Source organism: Fructilactobacillus myrtifloralis, assembly GCF_024029335.1.
In the GTDB taxonomy this organism is placed as follows: domain Bacteria; phylum Bacillota; class Bacilli; order Lactobacillales; family Lactobacillaceae; genus Fructilactobacillus; species Fructilactobacillus myrtifloralis.
Map to the genome: position 1 here is coordinate 832,599 of NZ_CP097116.1, position 20,620 is coordinate 853,218.

Below are 20,620 nucleotides of genomic sequence, written 5' to 3' on the forward strand. Positions count from 1 at the left end.
CGATTAACCTTGCAAATTGCCTATTTCAAAAAGGAAACAAACGTCGACAACATACTAATCACGACAATTACTAACATAATAATCGAGGCCGCGAGCATAAAACCACGTCCCCGTGGTTTCTCATCGCTCGCATCCGTTACATACTTTTTTTCCTGATTAAACCGTTTTTGAATATCCGTTTGTAAATCATCATGTTTCTTAGTTGGCATCCGTGCTCCCCTCCCTTTCATTTTAGTCCGTCACAATTTTCTTCGTCGGTAATCCAGCCACCCGAATCTTTTCTAAATACGGAGCGGGCATCCGCACCGTTTGCACGAACTTAATGTTGTCAGTCAAAATGTCAGCTAAATTTTGCTTAATCCGACCATCAGTCGTAAAGGGATCTTCTTCCAAGTACAGGGTGTTGTGTGATTTGGTTTTGGCCAACGACCACATTTCGTTCCCCATGAAGTTAATCCCAACGGTATCCTGCTTCTTCACAATCTTTTTCATTTCAGCTGCCAGAAAATCTGCCATGGAAATGTACCCGGCTTTCATCCGCATCGTTTTAAAATTTTCGACCGTGATGTAGTTTAAGCGATCTCCAAAGTAGTAGAATCGGACGACCGGTCGTTCCTGATCATCATAAAAATCGATTCGTTGCAGTTGCCGGTTGGTGTAAATTTCGTTACTAAATTTTTTACCATCGCTCGCAAATACTTCTGTAAAGTCGCGATCGCCGTTTTCATAAAGGTAATCCACTTGTTGCACGTGACGACGTAGTTTTGGTAACAAAATCACATTGCCAATTACGTTTCCATCGGCGAGGACGTCAACGCTAAAATCACTGTTCATAAAGATTTCCGCCCCCGTAACGGTCGGAAGTTGGTTGAAATACAAGTACGTATTGGGATCAAAATCGATGGTGCGCCCAGTAACCCGATCAAGCACGTTAAACCCGGTGACTTGGGTTTCATTCAGTTGGTCACGTAACGTCGGATTGGGAGCTAACGTGATTAGTTCGCCGCCCGTCGCTTCCAAGCGCTTTTTTTGCCCACTCCAACTGGGATGATTGACATCAATTTTATTTACCACTTCGTAGTGCATGAACTAGTTCCTCCCATTTTTGCGTAATGACGTGATGCCGAAATGGCTTCATGGATGATTGGGTTGCCTTTTGAACCTCAGCGTAGTTCGAATCTAACAGCCGTTGGACCCCAGTAGCCAAACTATTCACGTTAAAGTACAAGTTGTCATCTCCTACTTTAAACGGTTCCAAAAAGCCGTTCACCCCGTCTTTAATTAATTCGAGCGAGCCAAACCGAGCGGCATAGGCTACCACTGGTAGGCCAGCATTCAGGGCTTCGATGGTAGTCAACCCAAAGCCTTCGGAAAAGGAAGCCGTCAAAAAGGCATCATACTGCGGGTAAACCCGGTCGAGTTGACTAGAGAACCCTCTCAGGTGCACGTAATCTTCCAATCCTTCCGTTTTAATGGTGTCACTGATAATTTTTTCCTGCGTGCCGACGCCATAAATGTCAAAGGTCACATCAAATCCTAGTTGGCGTAGTTTAGCAATGGCACGGACAGCGAGATCAATGTGTTTTTCACCAGCAAGTCGGGAAGCGGTTACCAAGTGCAACGGTTCGCCTGGTTTCCAGGTTCGCCGTGGTGGTTCAGGATCATCAGCAACCCCACCCACTGGAATCGTGACAAACTTCTGGGTTTCATTAGGAAAATCAATTAAAAAGTCATAAGTTTGCCGTTGGGTTGCCGACACGGTTCGGTCAATCCGGTCTAAATGGGTTAGCGCATATTCATAGTAGTTATTCCACAAGGGATGGTTCGGATCATCCCGGTTAGCCAGGTGATCGGCGTGCACCATTTCAATCACCCGACTGTTTGCAAACTTCGGATAAAAGAGGGCTACCTCACTCTCTTCGCCCCGATCCAAAAACCAATTACTCTTGTGCCCGTAAACCCGATCCAGTTGCGCAAAAAAGTACCGTTGTAACTGAATCTCATTGCGAAAGAACAGGTGTTGCTGGTTTTGGTCGAATAAATGAATGTTCCGGATTACCGTCCCACCCTTTTGATTATGGTAAAAATCAAAGGTTACTTTTCTGGTTCCCGAGGAATATTCAAACAATTCCACTTTCGAAACCGCGAGGAGATCCGTCGGCTGCGAGTAGCGGACCATGGTTTCCATGATTTGAACTCCTGAACTAGTAACCGACTTTAACATCCGAATGGTCTTGGTTCCATCAACAACCTGCTGGTCGCGCGGCTTATAAAACCGGCGCACTCCCTTGGTAAGGTACCGCTCCCCCAGCACAAAATATTCATACATATTGATTACTTGATCATTCTGTAAATTCCATTCTGCCATTGCTTCATGCAGATTTTTAATTAACTGTACAAACACAAACCGATAGGGTAACTGGGCCGCTTCAAACCGCTGCGCCCGATAAAACTGGGCGTGTTCGATCCCCGAATTTCCAATTCCCATCGCACGGTTGACAAAAAAATTCATCGCTTCAGCATTCGTCTTTTTTTTCATCTTAAAATTCCTTATTTGCTCGTCTTCATCATTTGCTGTGCTAATTGCGTGAGGTGAGGAGTGGGATAGCCATACCCACAAATTGTCACGGGCAACTCCTGCTGATTCCATTCCTTAACCTCGGCCAACCGGCGCTGTAACGCAGCCGTGGTTGCCGCATCACTCGCTAATTCCTGCTCACTGAGGCGGACCACCGCACTAATTTGATCGGAGGCTAATGGGACACTCCAACTTTCCGCATCCCGCCGCCCGACATACAAGTTAATTCCGGTCGCCGTCGGTGGTGCAATCCAAGTCAGACTAAGATCCGAATTAAGTTCAACATGATCCGTCGCTAAATCTGACGCTGGCGCTAGCGCTACCCAACGAAAATGGAAGGATTGATTGGCCTGCATGACCAGGGCTAGTGAATACGACTGTGCCGTTGCTGGGTAACTAAACGTTTGGTGCGCGCGGTCTAAGCGAAACTCTTCCACTAAGTGCTGATTGCGATCATACGTCATTAGTTTAAAGTAGAGCGACCCCTGCGGTTCGGCCTGCACATCACTCAGTAGTTGATACTGCTGATCTGGTTTTAACAACGGAAGCGCTCCCTGGGAACGGGTTACCTCAAAGCTTTGCTGCGAATTCCAGGTATATAAATCAGTCCCGGGTGGTAACATGGGCGCGGAAAAGCGAACTCCATCCGTTCCATAGTTAACTTTGGCGCCGTGGGTCTCGGCCGCGTTTAGCGCTTGGCCCCAGGTTAAAATCACACAATCATTCTGCATCTGTGCCACCCTTTCGCTTAAAATCACTCGCCAAAATATTCTCATACTGCCGTTGAAACCACGCTACCACGCCACTAGTATCGTCATTATGCCGACCAGTGAGTCCCTTATACAAGATGCGGGTAAAGGGGTTTTCGTCCTTTAGATATCGAAACAAATCATGAAACGCTTGGGTATCATAATCATCCTGGCGCATGTACGCAATTGCGAAGGTCGTCTTGGTAAAATCACCCGTTGCAAAATTGTGCCAGAAATACTGGTTTAAGCGCGTCTGCGCCGCTTGGTCGGTGGCGCCTTCCCGCAATAACAATAGGTCCAACGAAGTTTCAAACTGGTGGGGCCGGTTAATCCGTTCGTTAGCAGCAATGGTACCTAGATTGACTAGGGGCTTTCCAACAATCACGGCATGTGGCTCCAAATTTGCCGCGTAGTACAAGGCCGCGGTGGTTCCCATTGAGAGGCCCGACAGGATCAAATCATAAGGATCCAAGTGCAACTGCTTTAAACAGGCTTGAATCGTCTGGATGACTGCCGCTTCAAACTCCGGACTGCCAATGTAAAAGGCCCCTCCGGCTAGCCGTTCGTCTGCAATCAGTAGAAAGGGAGCATGCCCATCACCTAATTGACTCATCATCCGATTTCCTTCGAACCCTTCTGCGGTTCGAAATCCACTAAAGTAGACGTTGAGTGGCGGCTGCCCATCCCCTGGGTTAAAGTAAGCAGCGACTTGACCATGCCCGTTAACGGGATCGGTAATCATCTGCGCGTCAACTAGATAAGTTCCAAATTGACGCCGGTACTTACGAATGTGGAGATTCTGTAAGCTAAAATTAGTCACTTGTCCCTGCAAAAACACCGAAACGTACAGCATGCAGCTCTGCGAAGGCGTCCGGAACCGATAAGCTTGTTCAGAAACCGTGGCGCCATCAACAACGAGATAGTCGAGCACTTCTTGCCCCGTTTGATCGAGCAAATACAGTTTGAACTGCACCGCCGCTTCGGAATTAAGATCAAATTCCGGCCAGAATTCAAAGTTCGTATCTGGTTCTAACGCCAACGTCATCCGTTCGTTAATTGCCTGGGTCCAGTGTTCCAGTTCTACGGGACCTAGGGTTAGGCGCCCGTTCCCTAATTGCGTAGCACAGCCTTTAAAGGCCGGGGTAATCTCTAGTTGCTCAAAGTCCAGTCGTAGCCCATACTGACCTCCAAAAAAGACCTCTTCAATAAACCGGGCCAGCTCCAAACGATCTTGCAGATCAAACGGTTTGGCTAGTTTCGTCTGGAGTAGCTTCTCAATTTCTGGGGGTAACTGCCCAGCTTGATCGTAAATAATTTGATGGGCCGGCAACTCCTGCAACAGTTCAGGCATCAAGTAGGCAAAGGATTGGATCCCTAGCAGAAACACTGCCGTTTGGTATTTGCCTTTAATTGCATTGTTTTCAACCAGTTCGTCTTCCATTGCTAACACGTCTTCTGGTGTTTTGAGGGGGAAGTACTGGAAGGTAAATTGTGCACTAAGATCCGCTTGAATCAGCAGTTGCGAACCTCCTAACTGAATGACCTTTGTTGTCTGTGCCACCTTAAGACCCCATTCCTTTAAAAATCTCCTGTAACTTTTCGATGTTGGCCGTTCCTGAAAAGGCCGAAATTTCCTTCACATTATCCACCAAGGCCTGATTCCATCGCTGGAGTGAATCTAAGAAGGACTGCACTGCTGAAACCACTTCAGCATCTTTTTTAACCACCACGCCGTTATGCTGATTCTTCACAAACTGCGTGCGCACTTGGTTAATCTGCGGAATCCCCGCGTTAATCGCTTTAACCTGCAAATAGTTATTCGGCACGATTGCCAGATCAACGAGAATGCGAATCCGGTCAAAAATTTGGTTGTAAAACGCAACCGAACTATTACCCTGCACGTGTAACCGGTCTAACGTCTCACATGCCCGCACCAAGCGTTTCCAATCGGGCCTTTGTTTTCGTAGCTTCGCCTCTTTGGCTAACGGAGGGGTAATTTGCTGCTTCGCCTTTTTACGCAGGTACCGTTGTACCCACAGAAAGGCTTCCGAAGTCATTGAAATCTGGAAATATTCCTCAACCTGCGTTTTAATGGCTGCCTGGGCAAGTCCGTAAATCGCTTCTGAGTGAGTATCAATCATCAGCTCGTGATCTTCCGCGGCTAGGACTAGCTCAATCAGCCCGGCAGCTAAGCGCTTGAAGCGGGTCGCATGCATGGTGCTGACGTGCCAAAAAATGATCTGCGTATCGTTACTATTACTATTTCCTAACTCAAGTTGGGTAGTGTACGGCGATACCACGTGTAACGCTGCATTATGGTGCCGCCCCAACTGGCGCACTTGATCGGCCACGTTGGAACTAGGAAGTAACAACGGTGACCGCAGTTGAAACGCTGCGTGAATGAGCTTTCGGTTCCGATAGTCATCTTGGTTAATTACAATCCCCGTGCGGTAATGCCGTTGCAACTGCTTGGTAATGCCGAGGTTCTCACGTGCAAAGGCCGCAACCAGATTAACGGAATGCGGTTGCTGGTCTAAATACTGCTCCATTACCTCCGTGACGAGTTCATCCAACGAGGCATAGCTGGAGTGCTTAAAGCGATGGCAATCAGGATTAATGCTCACTCGCCCCGCTTCAGTTTGATCAACCGTAAGTACCGGAGTTCCGGTTGGGTCAAAGAGAATTTCTGTTTGTAACTCATGACCTTGATACTGCCGCCGTCGCGATAAAAAGCCCCGGGCATCAAAATCATCTACTTGGCGTTGTTCGCCTTGATAATAAGTCAGCTGTTGCAAAAATTGATCCGCAAACATGCGGGCGGTCGCAACCCGTTGTTGCCCCTTTACTAGGAGCACCCCGTGAGGCGAATAAATGCGGTCCAGGTGGTTGAGTTCTGGCACATCTTCTAGTGCCAAGGGCTTCCCTAACCGCGGCTGAACTCCCTGGATAACATCAAACGCTTGAAAAATCGGGGCGTTCAGTAAATCAAACTGATTTAATTGATACATAAACATTGGTAGAAACGTATCGGTCACCAGCACGTACGGTTCATCATTTTCTTCCAGCATCAAGGCATAGTTTAAAATGGCATCGTAATCGAGCTCTAACGTATCGCGTTTCCACGTTGGAATTAAGTAAAACATGCGTCTGCTCCTACAGTAGCGAGTTAAAAAATTTGGTATTGCTGTTTATTCACCAGTGCCCGGATTTCTTGAAAAATACTGTCCAGCATCGTGATTAAGATCAGAATTGAACCAAATAAGAACGAAAAATTAGTAACCTGATTGAAAAATAACCCGATGATTAAAGGCACCGTGGCTACCAGTAAAATGTACCCATTGCCTAAAAAGGCCATTCGCATTAACTGGGTTTTTAAATAATCTTCGGTCGTGACTCCCGGCGTTACATCCATAATGTAATCACCGTTTTTCTTCAACGACTTCGCAATGTTATGTGGTTGAAAGTTAACGAATGCAAATCCATATCCTAGTAACACAATGATGCATCCGTAGAGCACCACCCCTTGCCAGGTATTGAACGAGAAGAGGGTCGCTAACCCCGCTTTTAGACCCCCGCTTCCCTGTAATTCGGCTACCAACAGGGACGGAATCGAAAACAAGGAGAGGGCAAACATAAACGGCATCGCCCCGGAAACCAGCACTTTGATTGGAATATATGAATTCGTCAACCGGTTATTAATGTTAATCCGTTCAATTTCAATGCGTAATTCGGAATTGTTGATAAACACCGCCCCAATCACAAACAAGAGAATCACTACGGCCACAATCAACCATCCCCACACCGGAAACTGCAGTGGAGTGGTGCGCCCGGAGTTCAAAACGTTTGGTAGGTTCTTGATGAGTCCAGGGATGATAAAGATACTGGTCCCCCCAATTCCAAACTTCGCGTTTAAATCGGCCATCCACACGATCAACATCGCCCCGGCCACAAGAAAGGTGAGGGTCACAAAGTAAAATGATCCGCTGGAAAACCCTAGGTAGTGGGGATGATACCGTAAAAATAAGAGGGTCGTGGCCATCGCTTGAACAACCGCCAGAAACATGGTAATCACTTTTTGCCACGTTCCCACCGTTTTTTGTGATAGCCGCTGAAATGACTTCTCGTTAATGGCGGACAGTGTTTGCCAAATAATTAAGGCCGTCATATAGGGTCCCATTCCAAGTGCAAAGAGGCTGGGGACGGTAATTTGACTTCCGAAGTTTCCAGAAACAATGTTGATGTATGAACTTTGCTCAATCGTGCCCACGTAGTCTCTAGGCGCAAAGCCTGGCAGGAGCACCAGACTTCCTAATTCGAATATAATTAACAATCCGAGCGTGAAGCACCCTTTTTTTAGTACTATTTTCACTGTCTAACCTCTTCTTTATGCTAGCTTTACACAAAAATCACTTTAATCGTACCGTCATCTTGGTACACGATCTCCGAAAGCAGGCTGTTCTTTAAAATCAACCGGTAAATTTCCCGTTTCATGGTTTTAAAGGATCGTTGCGCCTCATCTTGATATTCATACACTGGTTTATGCTGCCCCCAGTTTCGGTTACTAACAACTTCTTTTAACTGTTGCAAGGCATCAACTTGTTCAATCCACATTAAATCCAACGACTTCAAGATCACCAGCCGTTTGTAGTACGCTAACTGGTCTTCATTAGCAAACTGTTGGGCAACCTCGGTTTGCCGGTGTTGAATCAGCTTCATGAGGTACTCAGTTAAAAACCGGGGATTGTGCCAATTTGTCTCTAACTCCCCCGCTTCATCAACAAAAAAGTAGTCAATGTTGTTGTAAATGAAATCAATCACATCGGTATAACTCGTCACCTGGTCCACAAAATCTAAAACAGCCAAGCGAATCGCCGTTTTCAGGATTTGATCGAGGTCCTCCGAACGCATAATTCGGTTTCGTAACTGATACAAGTAGTTCCTTTGCACTTTCGCAACCTCATCAAAGGCCAGCGTTTGTTGCCGCCCAGAAACCTCGCTGTTTTTTTGAACTCCCTGAGCCCGATCAACCACGTGTTTGAAGCGCAGACTTGCCAGCGGTTGACTAAGATCAAAATTAGGATCAGCGGTCACCCGCTTACGGAATTTCTTGACCCACTTCGGGGCGTTCTCCGTCACAATCTTATCCTCGAGTGAGACAAAAAACATACTATCGCCGGGTTCTCCCTGCCGGCCGGCCCGGCCCCGCAGTTGATTATCGATTCGAGCCGACGACATCCGTTCGGTCCCAATCACATAGAGCCCGCCGTTTTGCTTGGCCTGGGGGGATAACTTGATATCCGTGCCCCGACCGGCCATTGCCGTCGCAACCGTAATGGAATCACAGTTCCCAGCTTCTTTGATAATCCGATTTTCCTTAGCAGCACTTGTCGCATTCAGAATGTTGTGCGCATACCCCTTTGCAAGTAAGAGCCGGGAATAGAGTTCGGACATCGAGACGGAGCCCGTTTCGATCAGAATGGGACGGTGCGCGCGTGAAATTTCGATTACCTTCGCCAACGAAGCTTCGATTTTAGCCTGGTTCGTGACATACACTTGATCCGGATGGTCCTTGCGAATAACCTTGCGGTTGGTTGGAATCACGATGGTATCTAAATGATAGGTATCCCGGAATTCATCGGCATCCGTCAGGGCGGTTCCGGTCATCCCGGAGATGCGCTGAAACAACTTAAATAGGTTTTGGTAGGTAATGCTGGCCATCCCTTTAGTTTCTTCACTAATTTTGGCATGTTCCTTGGCTTCAATCGCCTGGTGAAGCCCTGCTTGGAGTTTGGTTCCCGGGAGCTTTCGCCCGTTCATCTTATCCAGCAGAATCACCTCATGGTTTTCCACCACGTAATCACGGTCCTTCGTAAATAAGTAGTTCGCCTTTAAGGCAATCACGAGGTGCCGATACAGATTATGGTGCTCTTCACTTAGTAAATCATCGATGCCCGCATAGGTTTCTAGATGGGTCAAGCCATCCTCCGTTAACCACACGCTTTTTCCGTCGGTCGATTTTTCAAAATCAACGTGTTCCTGTAATTGGTGAATCATAAGTTCTGATAGCGCATAGAGATTCGATTTCACGTTCGGCGCTCCGGACACGATTAACGGCGTTTGCGCTTGATCCAGCAGAATCGAATCAATTTCATCAATGATGGCAAAATCTAAATTATGAATGTACTGTTCATCGGGGGTTGTGGCCAGGTTATCGAATAAATAATCAAACCCCAGGCTACTGTGGGTGGTGTACACGATGTCTGATGCGTAGATTTTAGCTAAATCCCGTTCTTCATCATCTTCGTCATCGTCCTTAGTCACCCCTAGGCCCACGGTTAAGCCTAACCAACGGTAAACCTTCCCGATTTCTTCGGCATCACGCCGTGCTAGGTAGGGATTGGCCGTGATCAAAAACACCCCGTTCCCAATGAGGCCGTGTAGATAAAGGGGCATCGTGGCCGTTAGGGTTTTCCCCTCTCCGGTTTTCATTTCAGCAATGTTACCCTCGTGTAGCACTAAGGCCCCAATAATTTGGGTCAGGTAGGGAGAAAGCCCTAAAACCCGCCGGTCTGCTTCACAAACGGTTGCATAGGCTTCAATGAGTAAATCGTCGAGCCGACTCCCGTGTTTAATTTGATTGCGAAACTGGACCGTTTGGTTTTTCAGCTCCTGATCAGTCAAGTTCTGGAGCTCGCGTGCGCGGTTTTTAATTTTTTTAGCTAATGTTTGATATTTATGCATGCAAAACACCTTTATTTCTAACTTCCAGCACACCGACATCCAGCAGTTCTGCAAGTTCTGGATTCGAGCGTTGTCTCCTGATTAATTCACTTTAAATACTATCATCAAAAATCGATTAGTGAAACACCAAATTTGTAAATATATTAAAAAAAACTCGTTTAATTTCAAAAAACGGGGGTTAAAATGGGCATTTTTGCAATTTATATCCAAAAAAATCTAATTTATTTGCAAAAAGCGGCCAAAAATTATCACTCATCTTCATCAATTAAGTTCGGGTAGGGTAAAAATGCGCCCCGCTCGCTTTTTTGTGCTATTCTAGCTGTGCATTACTATTTGTTATAGAAAGGATTGAATCACATGCCACAATCAAAAACCTTAATTGCTTATTTTTCTCGAACTGGCAACACCAAGGAAGTCGCCCAGCTGATCCACGCACAAGTAGGGGGCGACTTATTTGCCATCCAGACGAAACAACCCCTGCCAGCTTCCTTTGAGGAACAAAAAACCGAGGCGCAGGCAGATCAAGACGCTAACCGGCGTCCGGCGTTAGCGAATCAGGTACCAAACTTTGCCGAATATGACACCATTTACATCGGTACCCCAACGTGGGACATGGCGCTGCCCCAACCAGTCGCTAGCTTCTTAACGAGTTACGATTTGCAGGGCAAAACCATTTTTCCCTTTGCTACCAACGCCGGGTTTGGAACCGGAACTTTGTTTAACCAAATCAAAGAACTCGCCCCTGGTGCTACGGTCAAACCCAGTTTAACCATCAAAGGTGGTAACGAAGGCGCCGGCCAAAAATTAGTCATCACCGGTGACTATCAAGCGGAAGTTAACCAACAAGTCAGTGACTGGCTCACAGCCAATCAATAAGCAGTTACCAAAAAGCGTCCCCATCAACTTTGATAAGGACGCTTTTTTGATTAGCTAGATTAAATTTTAAACCGAGTTCCGTACCCACATGCAGGTAATGCAACTCTAATCATTACTCCGCCGGGCGCCGGTTACGCCACAGGGCTGACACGGTCGTGGTTACCCAGTGCACTACCCGTTGTAACCCTAAAAACAGGGGATTAATTAGCAGGATCAGGACTACCCCGATCACTCCGAGTGGCCAACTAAACAGCGATGCAAACCCAAAGAAGTGGCGGAACACGACGAAGGTAATCAAGAAGAGCGTAATACTGCCCGCAATGATTGCGGTTTTATAGGGATTCAAGGGCCGACTCACTAAGATCAATGCTTGCCAACAGACAAAGCCCGTCACAAGGACACTCAAGGTCGACAGTTGCAGTTGCTGCCAGTGCAACCAACTACCGATGCCATCAATCACTAAAATGTTAATCACCACGGTGAGCGCCGATGGCAATGAAATTCCGGTAATCCCAGCGATAAAGCGATCGCGGATTGGATGAAACGCCGGAGCTAGAGCCAGCAAGAAGGACGGAATCCCGACCATGAGGCTGTTAATCGGGGTTAACTGAATGGGTTCAAACGGATAGCTCTTGGCCAGAAACAGGAAGAGCACACTGAGCATTACCGAAAACATCGTTTTAATCAGGTACAACGAGGCAATGCTATCAATGTTATTAATCACCCGCCGCCCTTCTTTTAAAACGTTGATGAGCGCGGAAAAATTCGAATTCATCAAGACGAAATCAGCAATACTTTTGGTACTTTCGTTTCCACTGGCCATTGCAATCCCACAGTTAGACTGGCGTAACGCCAGGATGTCATTCACCCCGTCTCCAGTCATCGCGACCGTATGGCCGTTCGCCTGAAGCGCTTTGATGAGCCGTTCCTTTTGGGCGGGCTTCACCCGGCCAAAAACGGTGTGCTCGGCAACTAACTCCTGGTAGTCAGCATCGTCTCCTACTTGACTCATATCAACGCTTTGGTTCCAGCCCGGAATCTTGGTTTCCTTTGCAATCTGAGCGACCGTAGTGGGATCGTCTCCAGAAATCACCTTGGCGGTTACACCCTGATTCCGCAAGTACTCTAACGTGGTCGCGGCATCTGGGCGGATCACATCTGTAATTAAAATGAAGGCAATTAACTGCGTTCCCTGTAATTCATTGGTTTGGAGCGTGGTCGCCTGGACCAGCGCTAACACCCGGTTGCCGGCCTGCGCTAAATGTTGGACCTCCGCTTGCTGTTTTGGAGTTAAATCCAACACAAACTGGGGCGCTCCCATGGCAAATTTACCAACGGTTCCGACCGTGCCCCCACTCCACTTTCGCGCTGACGAAAAGGGCACAATGTCAGTCACGGGATCGGGATGTTCTTGAAAGTGGGACTGTAACGTCCGGGCCGTTTCGTTCGTATCCCCAATCCCGTTTACTAGTGAACCCAAAATCTCTCCGACTTCAGCATTCGTGTACTGCGTGGTTTCTAACTGGAGTTGTTTAAACTGGAGGGCGCCGCTCGTGAGCGTTCCGGTCTTATCCAAACAAATGGTATCAACCCGGGCCAGGGTTTCAATCGAAGCCAAGTCCCGCACCAGCACGTGCTGCCGGGCTAGGTGATAAGCAGAGACTGCTAAGGTAACTGATGATAACAGTACCAGGCCCTCGGGGATCATCCCCATCATGGCGGCAACCGTCCCAAGGATGGCTTCCGAATAGCCCACTCCATGGAGAAAACGGGATACCAAGAGAATCGATCCCAGAGGCACGATGATAATGGTTAAAATTTTAATGATGCGGTTGATTAGGCGGAGCAACTGGCTGTTATTTTGTTGGGTCGGCTTAATTTTGGCTGTCAGTGAATTTACAAACGTGGCGGATCCAACTTTGGTGACTTGAATCAAGGCATTCCCACTCACCACAAAGCTTCCCGACGTGACCGGGTCGCCCACCTGCTTACTGATGGGATCGGCCTCCCCAGTGATTTGCGACTCATCAACTTCCAGTTCCTCGGTCGCAAGTACCGTCCCGTCTACCGGAAACTGGTCGCCCAAGGTAACCTGTAAGGTATCACCTTGGACCACGTCCGCCGGGGCAATTGACTGGGAAGCACCGTTTCTAATCACCGTGACCGGAGAATGCGACAGTAACGCCATCTTGTCTACTTGATGTTTCGACCGTAGTTCTTGAAAGATTCCGATCAAAGTGTTGACGGTAGCAATCAGGATAAAGAGCATGTTTTTGTAACTGCCGGTCGTGAAAACCATGATTGCCAGGACCACGTTAATCAAATTAAACAGGGTAAACACGTTCTCCGCAATGATTTGCCCCGTGGACTTGGTGAGGGGCCGCGGTTCCGTATTTTTCAACCCTTGCTGTACCCGCGCTTGTACTTCCGCGCTTGTTAACCCTGAAAATTGTTGCATCCGCCATCCCCACTTTCGTTATTTCGATATTCCTAGTATACCGAACTCTTGACAGAACGCATGGTTTAAAGCTGCTTTTAAAAAAATTTTAACCAATAAAAAAACAGTTAGTTCTCATCGAACTGACTGTTATTGTTCTGCTTAGTTAATTTCGATTTGGTGATTGTCGCCCTCGTCGTGTGGAGCCTTTGGTAAGATGACTTTCAACAGTCCGCCATCGTAACTGGCCGAGATTCCTTGATCATCAACATCGGGCAGGTAAAACGACCGGCTCACATCCATGGAACGCCGTTCTTGGTTCAAAACCCGGCCGTCATCATTTTGTACTTCAGCATTAATGTCATGGGTCGCATGAATGCTGAGGGTTCCGTCATCATAGGTCAAGTGAATATCCTGCTTTTGAAAACCAGGCAATTCAACCACAACTTCAAAATCCTGATCGTGTTCAATGATATCGGTCTTCATCCGGTTATCACCTGCCACCGAGCTCAATAAACTCTTCCCAAAGTTACCAAAAAAATCATCAAGCGGATTGTAACCGTTGTTTTGAATTTCATTCCGTGCCATGTTAAAAACCCCTTTCAAAATTAATCCATCAGTTTCCTGACACTTAAATTGTAGGTCCAGTTCCGCCAGAATTCAATTGATTGAGCGCTCGTGGCGGGAATTTTAAAATTACTAATTTCAATAATATGGTAAAATAAATGATAAATGTTTAAAATGTTAGATATACCTTACTTATTAATGAAGCTAATTGCTTAAATCAACGAAAAGAGGAATGCTACTTGGTTACTGGATCGATTTTTATCGACTTAGTTATTATTTTAGTTACGTTCTTTCTGGCCGGTTTTTTCGTTGCCTGTGAATTTGCCCTCGTGCAAACCCGGACAACCGCCCTCCAGGAAGAATTGGATGATGATCATACATCTGCCAAACGCAAACGCAAATTAACCCGTGAACTGCACATGGTGAAGAACTTAAACGAATACCTTTCAACCACTCAAGTGGGGGTTTCGTTAGCTGGAATTATTCTAGGGTGGATCGGGGAAACCTTTGCCATCGAATTATTTGTTGAAATCCTGGGACACGGCGGCATGGGTGCCCCTAGCGCCACCGCCCACGGAATCGGAGCCATCCTCGGAATTATTGTGTTGACCTACTTAGAGGTGGTCTTCACAGAAATTCTCCCGAAAAACCTTAGTATTGATATGCCCCTTAAAGTCTTAGACGTGGTCAGCACTCCGCTTCACTACTGTCACGTCATCTTTTATCCCTTTGTCTGGCTCCTCAACGTGTCGGCAGCGGGAGTTGTTAAAATGCTCGGGTTGCCAGTGGCCAATGAGAACGACGAAGCCCTGTCACAATCAGAAATTCTCAGCGTTTCGAAGGCAGCCGTGCAAAACGGGGATTTGGAACAAAATGATTACCTCTACATGCGTCGGGCGTTTGAACTGAATGATAAAACCGCACGTGACATTATGATTGACCGAACGCAGTTGAAAACCGTTGACATCAACGATACGGTTAACGATGCCATCGAAACCTATTTAAGCACCAAATACAGTCGGCTCCCGGTCGTTAAAGATAACGACAAGGATGATATTCTCGGGTACGTCTACATTTACGACTTGATTAAACAAGCGCAAATCAACCCGGATAAACCGATTACGAATCTAATTCGTAAAATTGATACCACTTCAGAAACGACCACCATTTCCATCGTGCTCCAACAGATGATTCATAACCACCAGCCAATTGTAGTGGTGATCGATGAGTACGGTGGTACCTCTGGAATCATTACTGATAAGGATATTTACGAAGAGCTCTTTGGAACCGTCAGAGACGAAATTGATCCTTCCAGTCATACGTACATCTTCAAGCAACCCAACGGTTCCTACAAAATCAGCGGGAAGTTAAATACCTATGACTTTGAAAAGTACTTTGATACGCAAATCAAAGAATTCAATGAATCTGATGTCGTTACCATCGCTGGATTCGTCATTGAACACTATCCGCACATTAAGGTCGGTGACATCGTGCAGATTGGCAACTTCAAGTTTAAAGTCCTTGATTACGAAAACTCGTTTATTAACTGGTTTGAAGTTACCGAGGTTCCTGCGACCCTAACGAACCCCAGCGATACTGATCATTAATTCCACTAAAACGAGGCGTGCCTCGTTTTTTTTATTAACAAGGAGAGCAATTAGATGAAGATGCTGAAAAAACTGCCAACCTGGGTGCTCTATACCATCATGTTTGCAATCATCGTCGCGGTCTTTGGGTGGACGTTTTACCTTACCAATCGTTCGCTCATTTGGAGCATGGATGGAATTGCCCAGCACTACCCCATTCTCGTAAACTTCCGGGAACTGCTAGTCAATTTTCTCACTCATCCCAGTCAGGGCTTGACCCACTGGTCAGTTGACCTCGGCTTGGGAGCCGATCAACTCACTAGTTTTTCCTACTACGTGGTTGGTGATCTATTTAACTATCTCATCGTGTTTTTTCCAAAGGGACAAATTGAATTGGGCTACGGCGTTTTAGTTCTCCTGCGGTTGTACTGCGCGGGCTTAGCCTTTTTAGTGTATCTGCACAACTTTCACCTGCGAAAAATTAGTCGGTTGATTAGTACCCTCACCTACACTTTTTCCAGTTTCGCGCTGTATGCCGGCATGCACCATGCGTTCTTTTTACTCCCCCTCATCTTCTTTCCGCTCCTAGCCGCTGGAATTGAACGCGTCCTCCGGCATAATTCCAGCCTGCTACTCTTCGGGGCCGTTTTCATCACCTTTTTAAGCAACTTTTACTTTGCTTACATGCTGGGGCTCGGTTGCTTAATTTACGTTGGATTACGTAGCCTGATGGTTCGAAAAGCCCGGTGGTTTCACTGGGGCCGGTTTTTCCTCCGTCTGACCGTTACGGTCACTCTCGGAATGTTAGCAGCCGCGGTTCTCTTTATCCCCACCATGCTCTACGCCTTCCAGTCCACTCGGATTACCGGTGACTTTGCGAACGGTTACCAGTTATACCCATTAAGTTATTACCTCAATTTACCTAGCAAACTACTCGGGCTGGGTGGACCCTTCTCTTTTTGGTTAATCATTGGAATCAGCGGGGTCAGTTTCTACGCCGTGGTCTACGTTTTGCTCCACTTCAAACGCTATCGCTACCTTAACGTTGCCCTGCTATTAGTCGGTGCTGGCCTCTGTTTTCCCGCCGTAAGCGCCATCTTTAACGCCTTTGCGTCCCCCTCTAACCGGTGGTTAGCGTTAGCACTTCTGCCGGTTGGGCTGGCCACGGCCATCTTTGTCAATCACCTCACCCGCTTAACCCGACGCGACGTCTTGACCCTTGGAGTCAGTACGCTCGTGCTCCTCGTCCTCATCTGGGCAAGTCATGGCTTCCTCTTCCGGTTGCAACGGCATGATGTGATTGAATACGTCCTGCTCTTTGGCTTACTGGCTTGTTGCTGGATTGCCCGCGATTATCACTGGAAACCGAGCACCCTCTATCTCAGTGTGTTGGGCATCGTTACTCTAAACCTCATTGCCCTCGGGCTGGGCTACTATAGTCCGAACAACAGTGGGTTCAGCCGGGGCATGCTCCGCCAGCAAAGTGCCGCCCACTATACCCAAAATTACTACAATGGGGCTGATCACTACGTTAAAAAGCGGCTGGGCAACGCCCGCACGAGCATTGGACCGCGCTACCATTACTTCCCCATGGAGCGGGCCCACACGTTTAACACCGACTACTTCAACGCTAGTTCTAACCTACCGTTGAACCTTAAAACCCATGACATTGCCTCCTACTTAACGCTGGAAAATGGGTTCGTCGGCCAGTTAGAACAAGCCATCCGAAATAATCAGTTTACGCCCAATGATCCGGTCTCCCAAAACGATTACCGTTCGACCATGTTGTCCTTGATGGGCGTTAAATATCTCTTTCTTAACTCCGCACAACGTCACCACCGCTTACCCGCGGGCTTTAAAATCGTTCAGAACTCGCACCATGAACCACGCTTGTTCAAGAATCAAAATCAACTCCGCCCGGCTGAGCAGGCCACCGGAACGATTCTGGCTCAGAACCAGAACGCCCTGCCGCTTCTCTACAGTCAACGCACGGTCATTCGGCCGGCTACTTGGAACCGTCTTTCGCCCGTTGAAAAGGAACAAGCCCAATTGCAGGGCGCCGTTGTCGCTTCAACTGGCAACCGGGTGCGTGAGGTCACACCCCACCCAACGAACAAGTCCCTTGCATACAAGACTAACTTAGAGGACCGCGACTGGATTACCACCTTTGACCAGTTGGCAACCTCTAAATGGGGGCAGGCTGCGAACCGCACAACTACACCAGACCAACACTACACTAGTAAAGACCAAGCTACGGCGGTGTTAACTGCTAATGACCAGCGCAAGCGAGCGGTCCAGCACCAGAATCGCACTGGTCTACACGAATTAAATACAGATGTGCTTGGGAACCCCCAGCCGGTAACTCTGAAACTGAAGCATCCGGCAGCGACTCGGAACAGTGAACTCTACTTAGAATTAGATGGTATCCACGCTAGTGGCCCTTCCGCAGCAGAACAGCAACGCCAGGCCCAAAACCAAGCGCGGTTACGAAACCAAAGCCTGAGTCCAATGGATCATTTAAATGAGTGGCGCCAGGGGTTACAAACCAGTAACAATGGTAGTTTTAAACTGACGGCCCACACGACCGGAATGAGTAATGCCGTGACGCAACTTGGAACGGACGAACTTTCTAACTACGTGCCCAAGCAAACTGCCGTCCTCAATCTTGGTTACGCTACCAAAGCTCGGTCGACCATTACATTACATTACCAGGGCACAAGTCGCTTACGCTTTAACCGGGTGCGGGTCATTGCCGTGCCGATGGGGCAAGCCTACCAACAACGGCTGCACCAGTTACAAAACCAACGACTCCGTCACATTAAACTGACCAAAAATCAAATCACGGGAACCAGTCAACAACCGCGGACAACGGTCCTCACCACCTCAATTCCGTACTCGAAAGGTTGGCAGTTATTTGTTGATAACCATCCCGTAGCAACCAAACGCGTGAACACCGGCTTTGTCGGGGGAATCGTCCCCGCCGGCACCCATCAAATTCGGCTTCAATACCGAACTCCCGGCCTCGGACTCGGTCTGCTCCTCACGCTGATCAGTGGTATATTAATCCTAGGAATCGGGTTTTTCAGTTGCTTACTCAAACCCCGCAAACATTCGTAATGGAGGCTCGTCATGAAACCCATGCGCATTTTATTCATTTCAATTGAAGGCAATACCCGCAATTTTGTTGAAAATCTAACTGCCTATGCCCAAAAACGCCACAACCAGGATCCCACTAATCCGCTCGTGGTGGGCAAAGAGATTAGTGATCAAACTGACTTTGCCACGGAAACAGAACCCTACTTTGTCACGGTTCCAACCTATCTCGATGGTGGTGATGGCATTGGGAGTGGTGTAACCGAGCTGTTGACCACCACCCTCGGTGAATACATTGGTTATGGCACTAACGCCACCCTCTGCCTGGGAATCATCGGTAGTGGCAATAAAAACTTTAATGCTCAGTACTGTCTCACAGCTAAACGGTACTCTCGCATGTTCCACGTTCCGTTTCTCGCTGACTACGAACTTCGGGGTACCGACCGGGACGTCCAACGGATTTACGCAGACATGGTAACACGTAACCAAGAAGTCCAACCTCAACCCTAACGGCAAGCTACCCCTGCCGTGTTTTTCGCACGACCGCTCTGACTAACCAAAAGTCAGTTTAATTGCGGTCGTGCGTTTTTTTTTGCTATTTTAAGTTTAGGATTCAAGCTACAGTTAATGAAAACAAAGGAGTGTAACAATGGCAGAACGAAAGTATCAATATGATGTTTTATACCTTGGAAGTGGACATGGTGCCTTTAACGGAGCTATGCCATTAGCCCAAGCTGGATTTAAACTTGGGATGATTGAAGTCGATAAAATCGGGGGAACTTGTCCCAACCGGGGATGTAACGCTAAGATTTCCCTGGATATGCCAGTCAAGGTTAAGGACGCCGTTGACCAAATGCAAGGCGCTGGTTTAACTGGAACCACTAAGTTGGACTGGAAGGCAAATTACGAACATGAAAAGAAAGTAATTGGCGCTTTACCGAAGGCCATCGGAGCAGGACTAGAAAGTCTTGGAATCGAACTAATTCACGGTAAGGGAACGCTCGTTGACGAACACACCATTGCCGTGAACGGTCAAAACTACACCGCTGATAAATTAGTAATTGCCACCGGAGCTCACTATCACCAGTTAGACATCCCAGGTCAAGAATACCTCCACAACGGAACTGACTTCCTGGATCTTGCTGATCAACCAAACCGGATGACCATCATCGGGGGTGGCTACATTGCCCTTGAATTTGCTACCATCGCTGCAACGGCTGGAACTGAAGTAACCTTGATGTTGCACCACGAACACGCCTTAAAGCAATTCTACCAACCATTTGTTGAAGAATTACTGGCTGACTTAGAAGCAAAGGGTGTTCACATCATGAAGAACGTGACGCCAAGTGCCGTAACCAAGCAAGCTGATGGCTACCAAGTTGAAACTAACCAGGGCAACGTGGCCAGCGATTGGATTCTTGATGCCACTGGCCGACTTCCAAACGTGGAAGGAATCGGACTTGACGAAGTGGGCGTTGAATACGATGCGCACAAGGGAATCGCCGTTAACGACCACTTACAAACCTCTGTTCCTAGCATTTACGCTACTGGAGACGTGCTTGACAAAGAAGTCGGTCGTTTAACTCCAACGGCTATCTATGAAGGAATGTACCTCACTAAGCTCTTTACGGGGGCAACCACGGAACCAATCAACTACCCAGCCGTTCCAAGTGCCGTCTTCACTTCTCCACGGATTGCTCAAGTTGGGGTTACTCCTGATCAAGCCCAAGCTCATCCAGATCAATACGACATCAAGGAAGCTGATTTAAGCCAAGACTGGTTCCGGTTAGCAATGCGGGCGAACCAAGGTAAAACTCTGTCTGTCTTTGACAAACAAGGTTACTTGGTTGGAATGGCTGAAGTTAGTTCCGAAGCCGACAACGCGATTGGTAGTGTTTTACCATTTATCGAATACCACATTGATCCAGAAAAGATGAATAACTTCATTACGTTATTCCCAACCATTGAATCAGAAACGAAGCACCACCTGTAA

General features: G+C 47.5%; 15 protein-coding genes. 5 read left to right on the forward strand and 10 right to left on the reverse strand.

The window, feature by feature from the left end:
* Nucleotides 1-20 precede the first annotated feature (20 nt).
* From M3M35_RS04275 to secA2, 8 genes are read right to left on the reverse strand one after another with little or no spacing between them, the layout of a single operon-like run.
* Nucleotides 21-209, reverse strand: coding sequence for a hypothetical protein (locus M3M35_RS04275; protein WP_252749444.1), 189 nt, complete (start codon nucleotides 207-209; stop codon nucleotides 21-23).
* Nucleotides 210-231: 22 nt separating this feature from the next.
* Nucleotides 232-1,086 carry a hypothetical protein gene (locus M3M35_RS04280; protein ID WP_252749445.1) on the reverse strand — a complete coding sequence of 285 codons (855 nt, stop codon included), beginning with the start codon at nucleotides 1,084-1,086 and terminating at the stop codon, nucleotides 232-234.
* Nucleotides 1,064-2,539 (reverse strand): glycosyltransferase, encoded by a 1,476-nt coding sequence (locus tag M3M35_RS04285; RefSeq protein WP_252749446.1) that lies wholly within the window; start codon nucleotides 2,537-2,539, stop codon nucleotides 1,064-1,066. The genes M3M35_RS04280 and M3M35_RS04285 overlap by 23 nt, the downstream gene beginning before the upstream one ends.
* Nucleotides 2,540-2,550: 11 nt before the next feature.
* Nucleotides 2,551-3,309, reverse strand: coding sequence for an accessory Sec system protein Asp3 (gene asp3 / locus M3M35_RS04290; RefSeq protein WP_252749447.1), 759 nt, complete (start codon nucleotides 3,307-3,309; stop codon nucleotides 2,551-2,553).
* The gene (gene asp2, locus M3M35_RS04295; protein WP_252749448.1) at nucleotides 3,299-4,888 is read right to left on the reverse strand and encodes an accessory Sec system protein Asp2; all 1,590 of its coding nucleotides are present in this window, start codon (nucleotides 4,886-4,888) and stop codon (nucleotides 3,299-3,301) included. The genes asp3 and asp2 overlap by 11 nt, the downstream gene beginning before the upstream one ends.
* A gap of 1 nt (nucleotide 4,889) precedes the next feature.
* Nucleotides 4,890-6,470, reverse strand: a complete 1,581-nt coding sequence (asp1, locus tag M3M35_RS04300; RefSeq protein WP_252749449.1) for an accessory Sec system protein Asp1 — start codon at nucleotides 6,468-6,470, stop codon at nucleotides 4,890-4,892.
* A gap of 23 nt (nucleotides 6,471-6,493) precedes the next feature.
* Nucleotides 6,494-7,696: an accessory Sec system protein translocase subunit SecY2 gene (locus tag M3M35_RS04305; protein WP_252749450.1), complete on the reverse strand. Its 1,203-nt coding sequence runs from the start codon at nucleotides 7,694-7,696 to the stop codon at nucleotides 6,494-6,496.
* Nucleotides 7,697-7,722: 26 nt separating this feature from the next.
* Nucleotides 7,723-10,068, reverse strand: a complete 2,346-nt coding sequence (gene secA2 / locus M3M35_RS04310; RefSeq protein ID WP_252749451.1) for an accessory Sec system translocase SecA2 — start codon at nucleotides 10,066-10,068, stop codon at nucleotides 7,723-7,725.
* A gap of 357 nt (nucleotides 10,069-10,425) precedes the next feature.
* Here secA2 and M3M35_RS04315 point away from each other — a divergent pair, with 357 nt between their 5' ends.
* A complete protein-coding gene (locus M3M35_RS04315) occupies nucleotides 10,426-10,944 on the forward strand; it encodes a flavodoxin (protein ID WP_252749452.1) in 519 nt (172 codons plus the stop codon).
* Nucleotides 10,945-11,056: 112 nt separating this feature from the next.
* On the opposite strand, the gene M3M35_RS04320 is transcribed toward M3M35_RS04315, so the two are convergent.
* Together M3M35_RS04320 and M3M35_RS04325 are read right to left on the reverse strand one after the other, a co-directional pair.
* The gene (locus M3M35_RS04320) at nucleotides 11,057-13,402 is read right to left on the reverse strand and encodes an HAD-IC family P-type ATPase (RefSeq protein WP_252749453.1); all 2,346 of its coding nucleotides are present in this window, start codon (nucleotides 13,400-13,402) and stop codon (nucleotides 11,057-11,059) included.
* 141 nt (nucleotides 13,403-13,543) lie between these two features.
* Entirely contained in the window at nucleotides 13,544-13,969 is a 426-nt protein-coding gene (locus M3M35_RS04325) for an Hsp20/alpha crystallin family protein (protein WP_252749454.1), read from the reverse strand.
* A gap of 218 nt (nucleotides 13,970-14,187) precedes the next feature.
* On the opposite strand from M3M35_RS04325, the gene M3M35_RS04330 reads away from it, so the two are divergent.
* The 4 genes from M3M35_RS04330 (at nucleotide 14,188) to M3M35_RS04345 (ending at nucleotide 20,620) form a co-directional block, all read left to right on the forward strand.
* Nucleotides 14,188-15,555, forward strand: coding sequence for a hemolysin family protein (locus M3M35_RS04330; RefSeq protein WP_252749455.1), 1,368 nt, complete (start codon nucleotides 14,188-14,190; stop codon nucleotides 15,553-15,555).
* 54 nt (nucleotides 15,556-15,609) lie between these two features.
* Nucleotides 15,610-18,651, forward strand: coding sequence for a YfhO family protein (locus M3M35_RS04335; protein WP_252749456.1), 3,042 nt, complete (start codon nucleotides 15,610-15,612; stop codon nucleotides 18,649-18,651).
* A 12-nt stretch (nucleotides 18,652-18,663) separates the two neighbouring features.
* Nucleotides 18,664-19,137 carry a class Ib ribonucleoside-diphosphate reductase assembly flavoprotein NrdI gene (gene nrdI, locus M3M35_RS04340; protein ID WP_252749457.1) on the forward strand — a complete coding sequence of 158 codons (474 nt, stop codon included), beginning with the start codon at nucleotides 18,664-18,666 and terminating at the stop codon, nucleotides 19,135-19,137.
* 139 nt (nucleotides 19,138-19,276) lie between these two features.
* Nucleotides 19,277-20,620, forward strand: coding sequence for a dihydrolipoyl dehydrogenase family protein (locus tag M3M35_RS04345; RefSeq protein WP_252749458.1), 1,344 nt, complete (start codon nucleotides 19,277-19,279; stop codon nucleotides 20,618-20,620).

Bases quoted from the DNA above. Each gene is read 5' to 3' on its own strand.
- M3M35_RS04320 (WP_252749453.1), bottom strand. From the start codon at position 13,402: ATGCAACAATTTTCAGGGTTAACAAGCGCGGAAGTACAAGCGCGGGTA.
- M3M35_RS04315 (WP_252749452.1), top strand. From the start codon at position 10,426: ATGCCACAATCAAAAACCTTAATTGCTTATTTTTCTCGAACTGGCAAC.
- M3M35_RS04285 (WP_252749446.1), bottom strand. From the start codon at position 2,539: ATGAAAAAAAAGACGAATGCTGAAGCGATGAATTTTTTTGTCAACCGT.
- nrdI (WP_252749457.1), top strand. From the start codon at position 18,664: ATGAAACCCATGCGCATTTTATTCATTTCAATTGAAGGCAATACCCGC.
- asp3 (WP_252749447.1), bottom strand. From the start codon at position 3,309: ATGCAGAATGATTGTGTGATTTTAACCTGGGGCCAAGCGCTAAACGCG.
- secA2 (WP_252749451.1), bottom strand. From the start codon at position 10,068: ATGCATAAATATCAAACATTAGCTAAAAAAATTAAAAACCGCGCACGC.
- M3M35_RS04275 (WP_252749444.1), bottom strand. From the start codon at position 209: ATGCCAACTAAGAAACATGATGATTTACAAACGGATATTCAAAAACGG.
- M3M35_RS04280 (WP_252749445.1), bottom strand. From the start codon at position 1,086: ATGCACTACGAAGTGGTAAATAAAATTGATGTCAATCATCCCAGTTGG.
- asp1 (WP_252749449.1), bottom strand. From the start codon at position 6,470: ATGTTTTACTTAATTCCAACGTGGAAACGCGATACGTTAGAGCTCGAT.
- M3M35_RS04325 (WP_252749454.1), bottom strand. From the start codon at position 13,969: ATGGCACGGAATGAAATTCAAAACAACGGTTACAATCCGCTTGATGAT.
- M3M35_RS04345 (WP_252749458.1), top strand. From the start codon at position 19,277: ATGGCAGAACGAAAGTATCAATATGATGTTTTATACCTTGGAAGTGGA.
- M3M35_RS04335 (WP_252749456.1), top strand. From the start codon at position 15,610: ATGAAGATGCTGAAAAAACTGCCAACCTGGGTGCTCTATACCATCATG.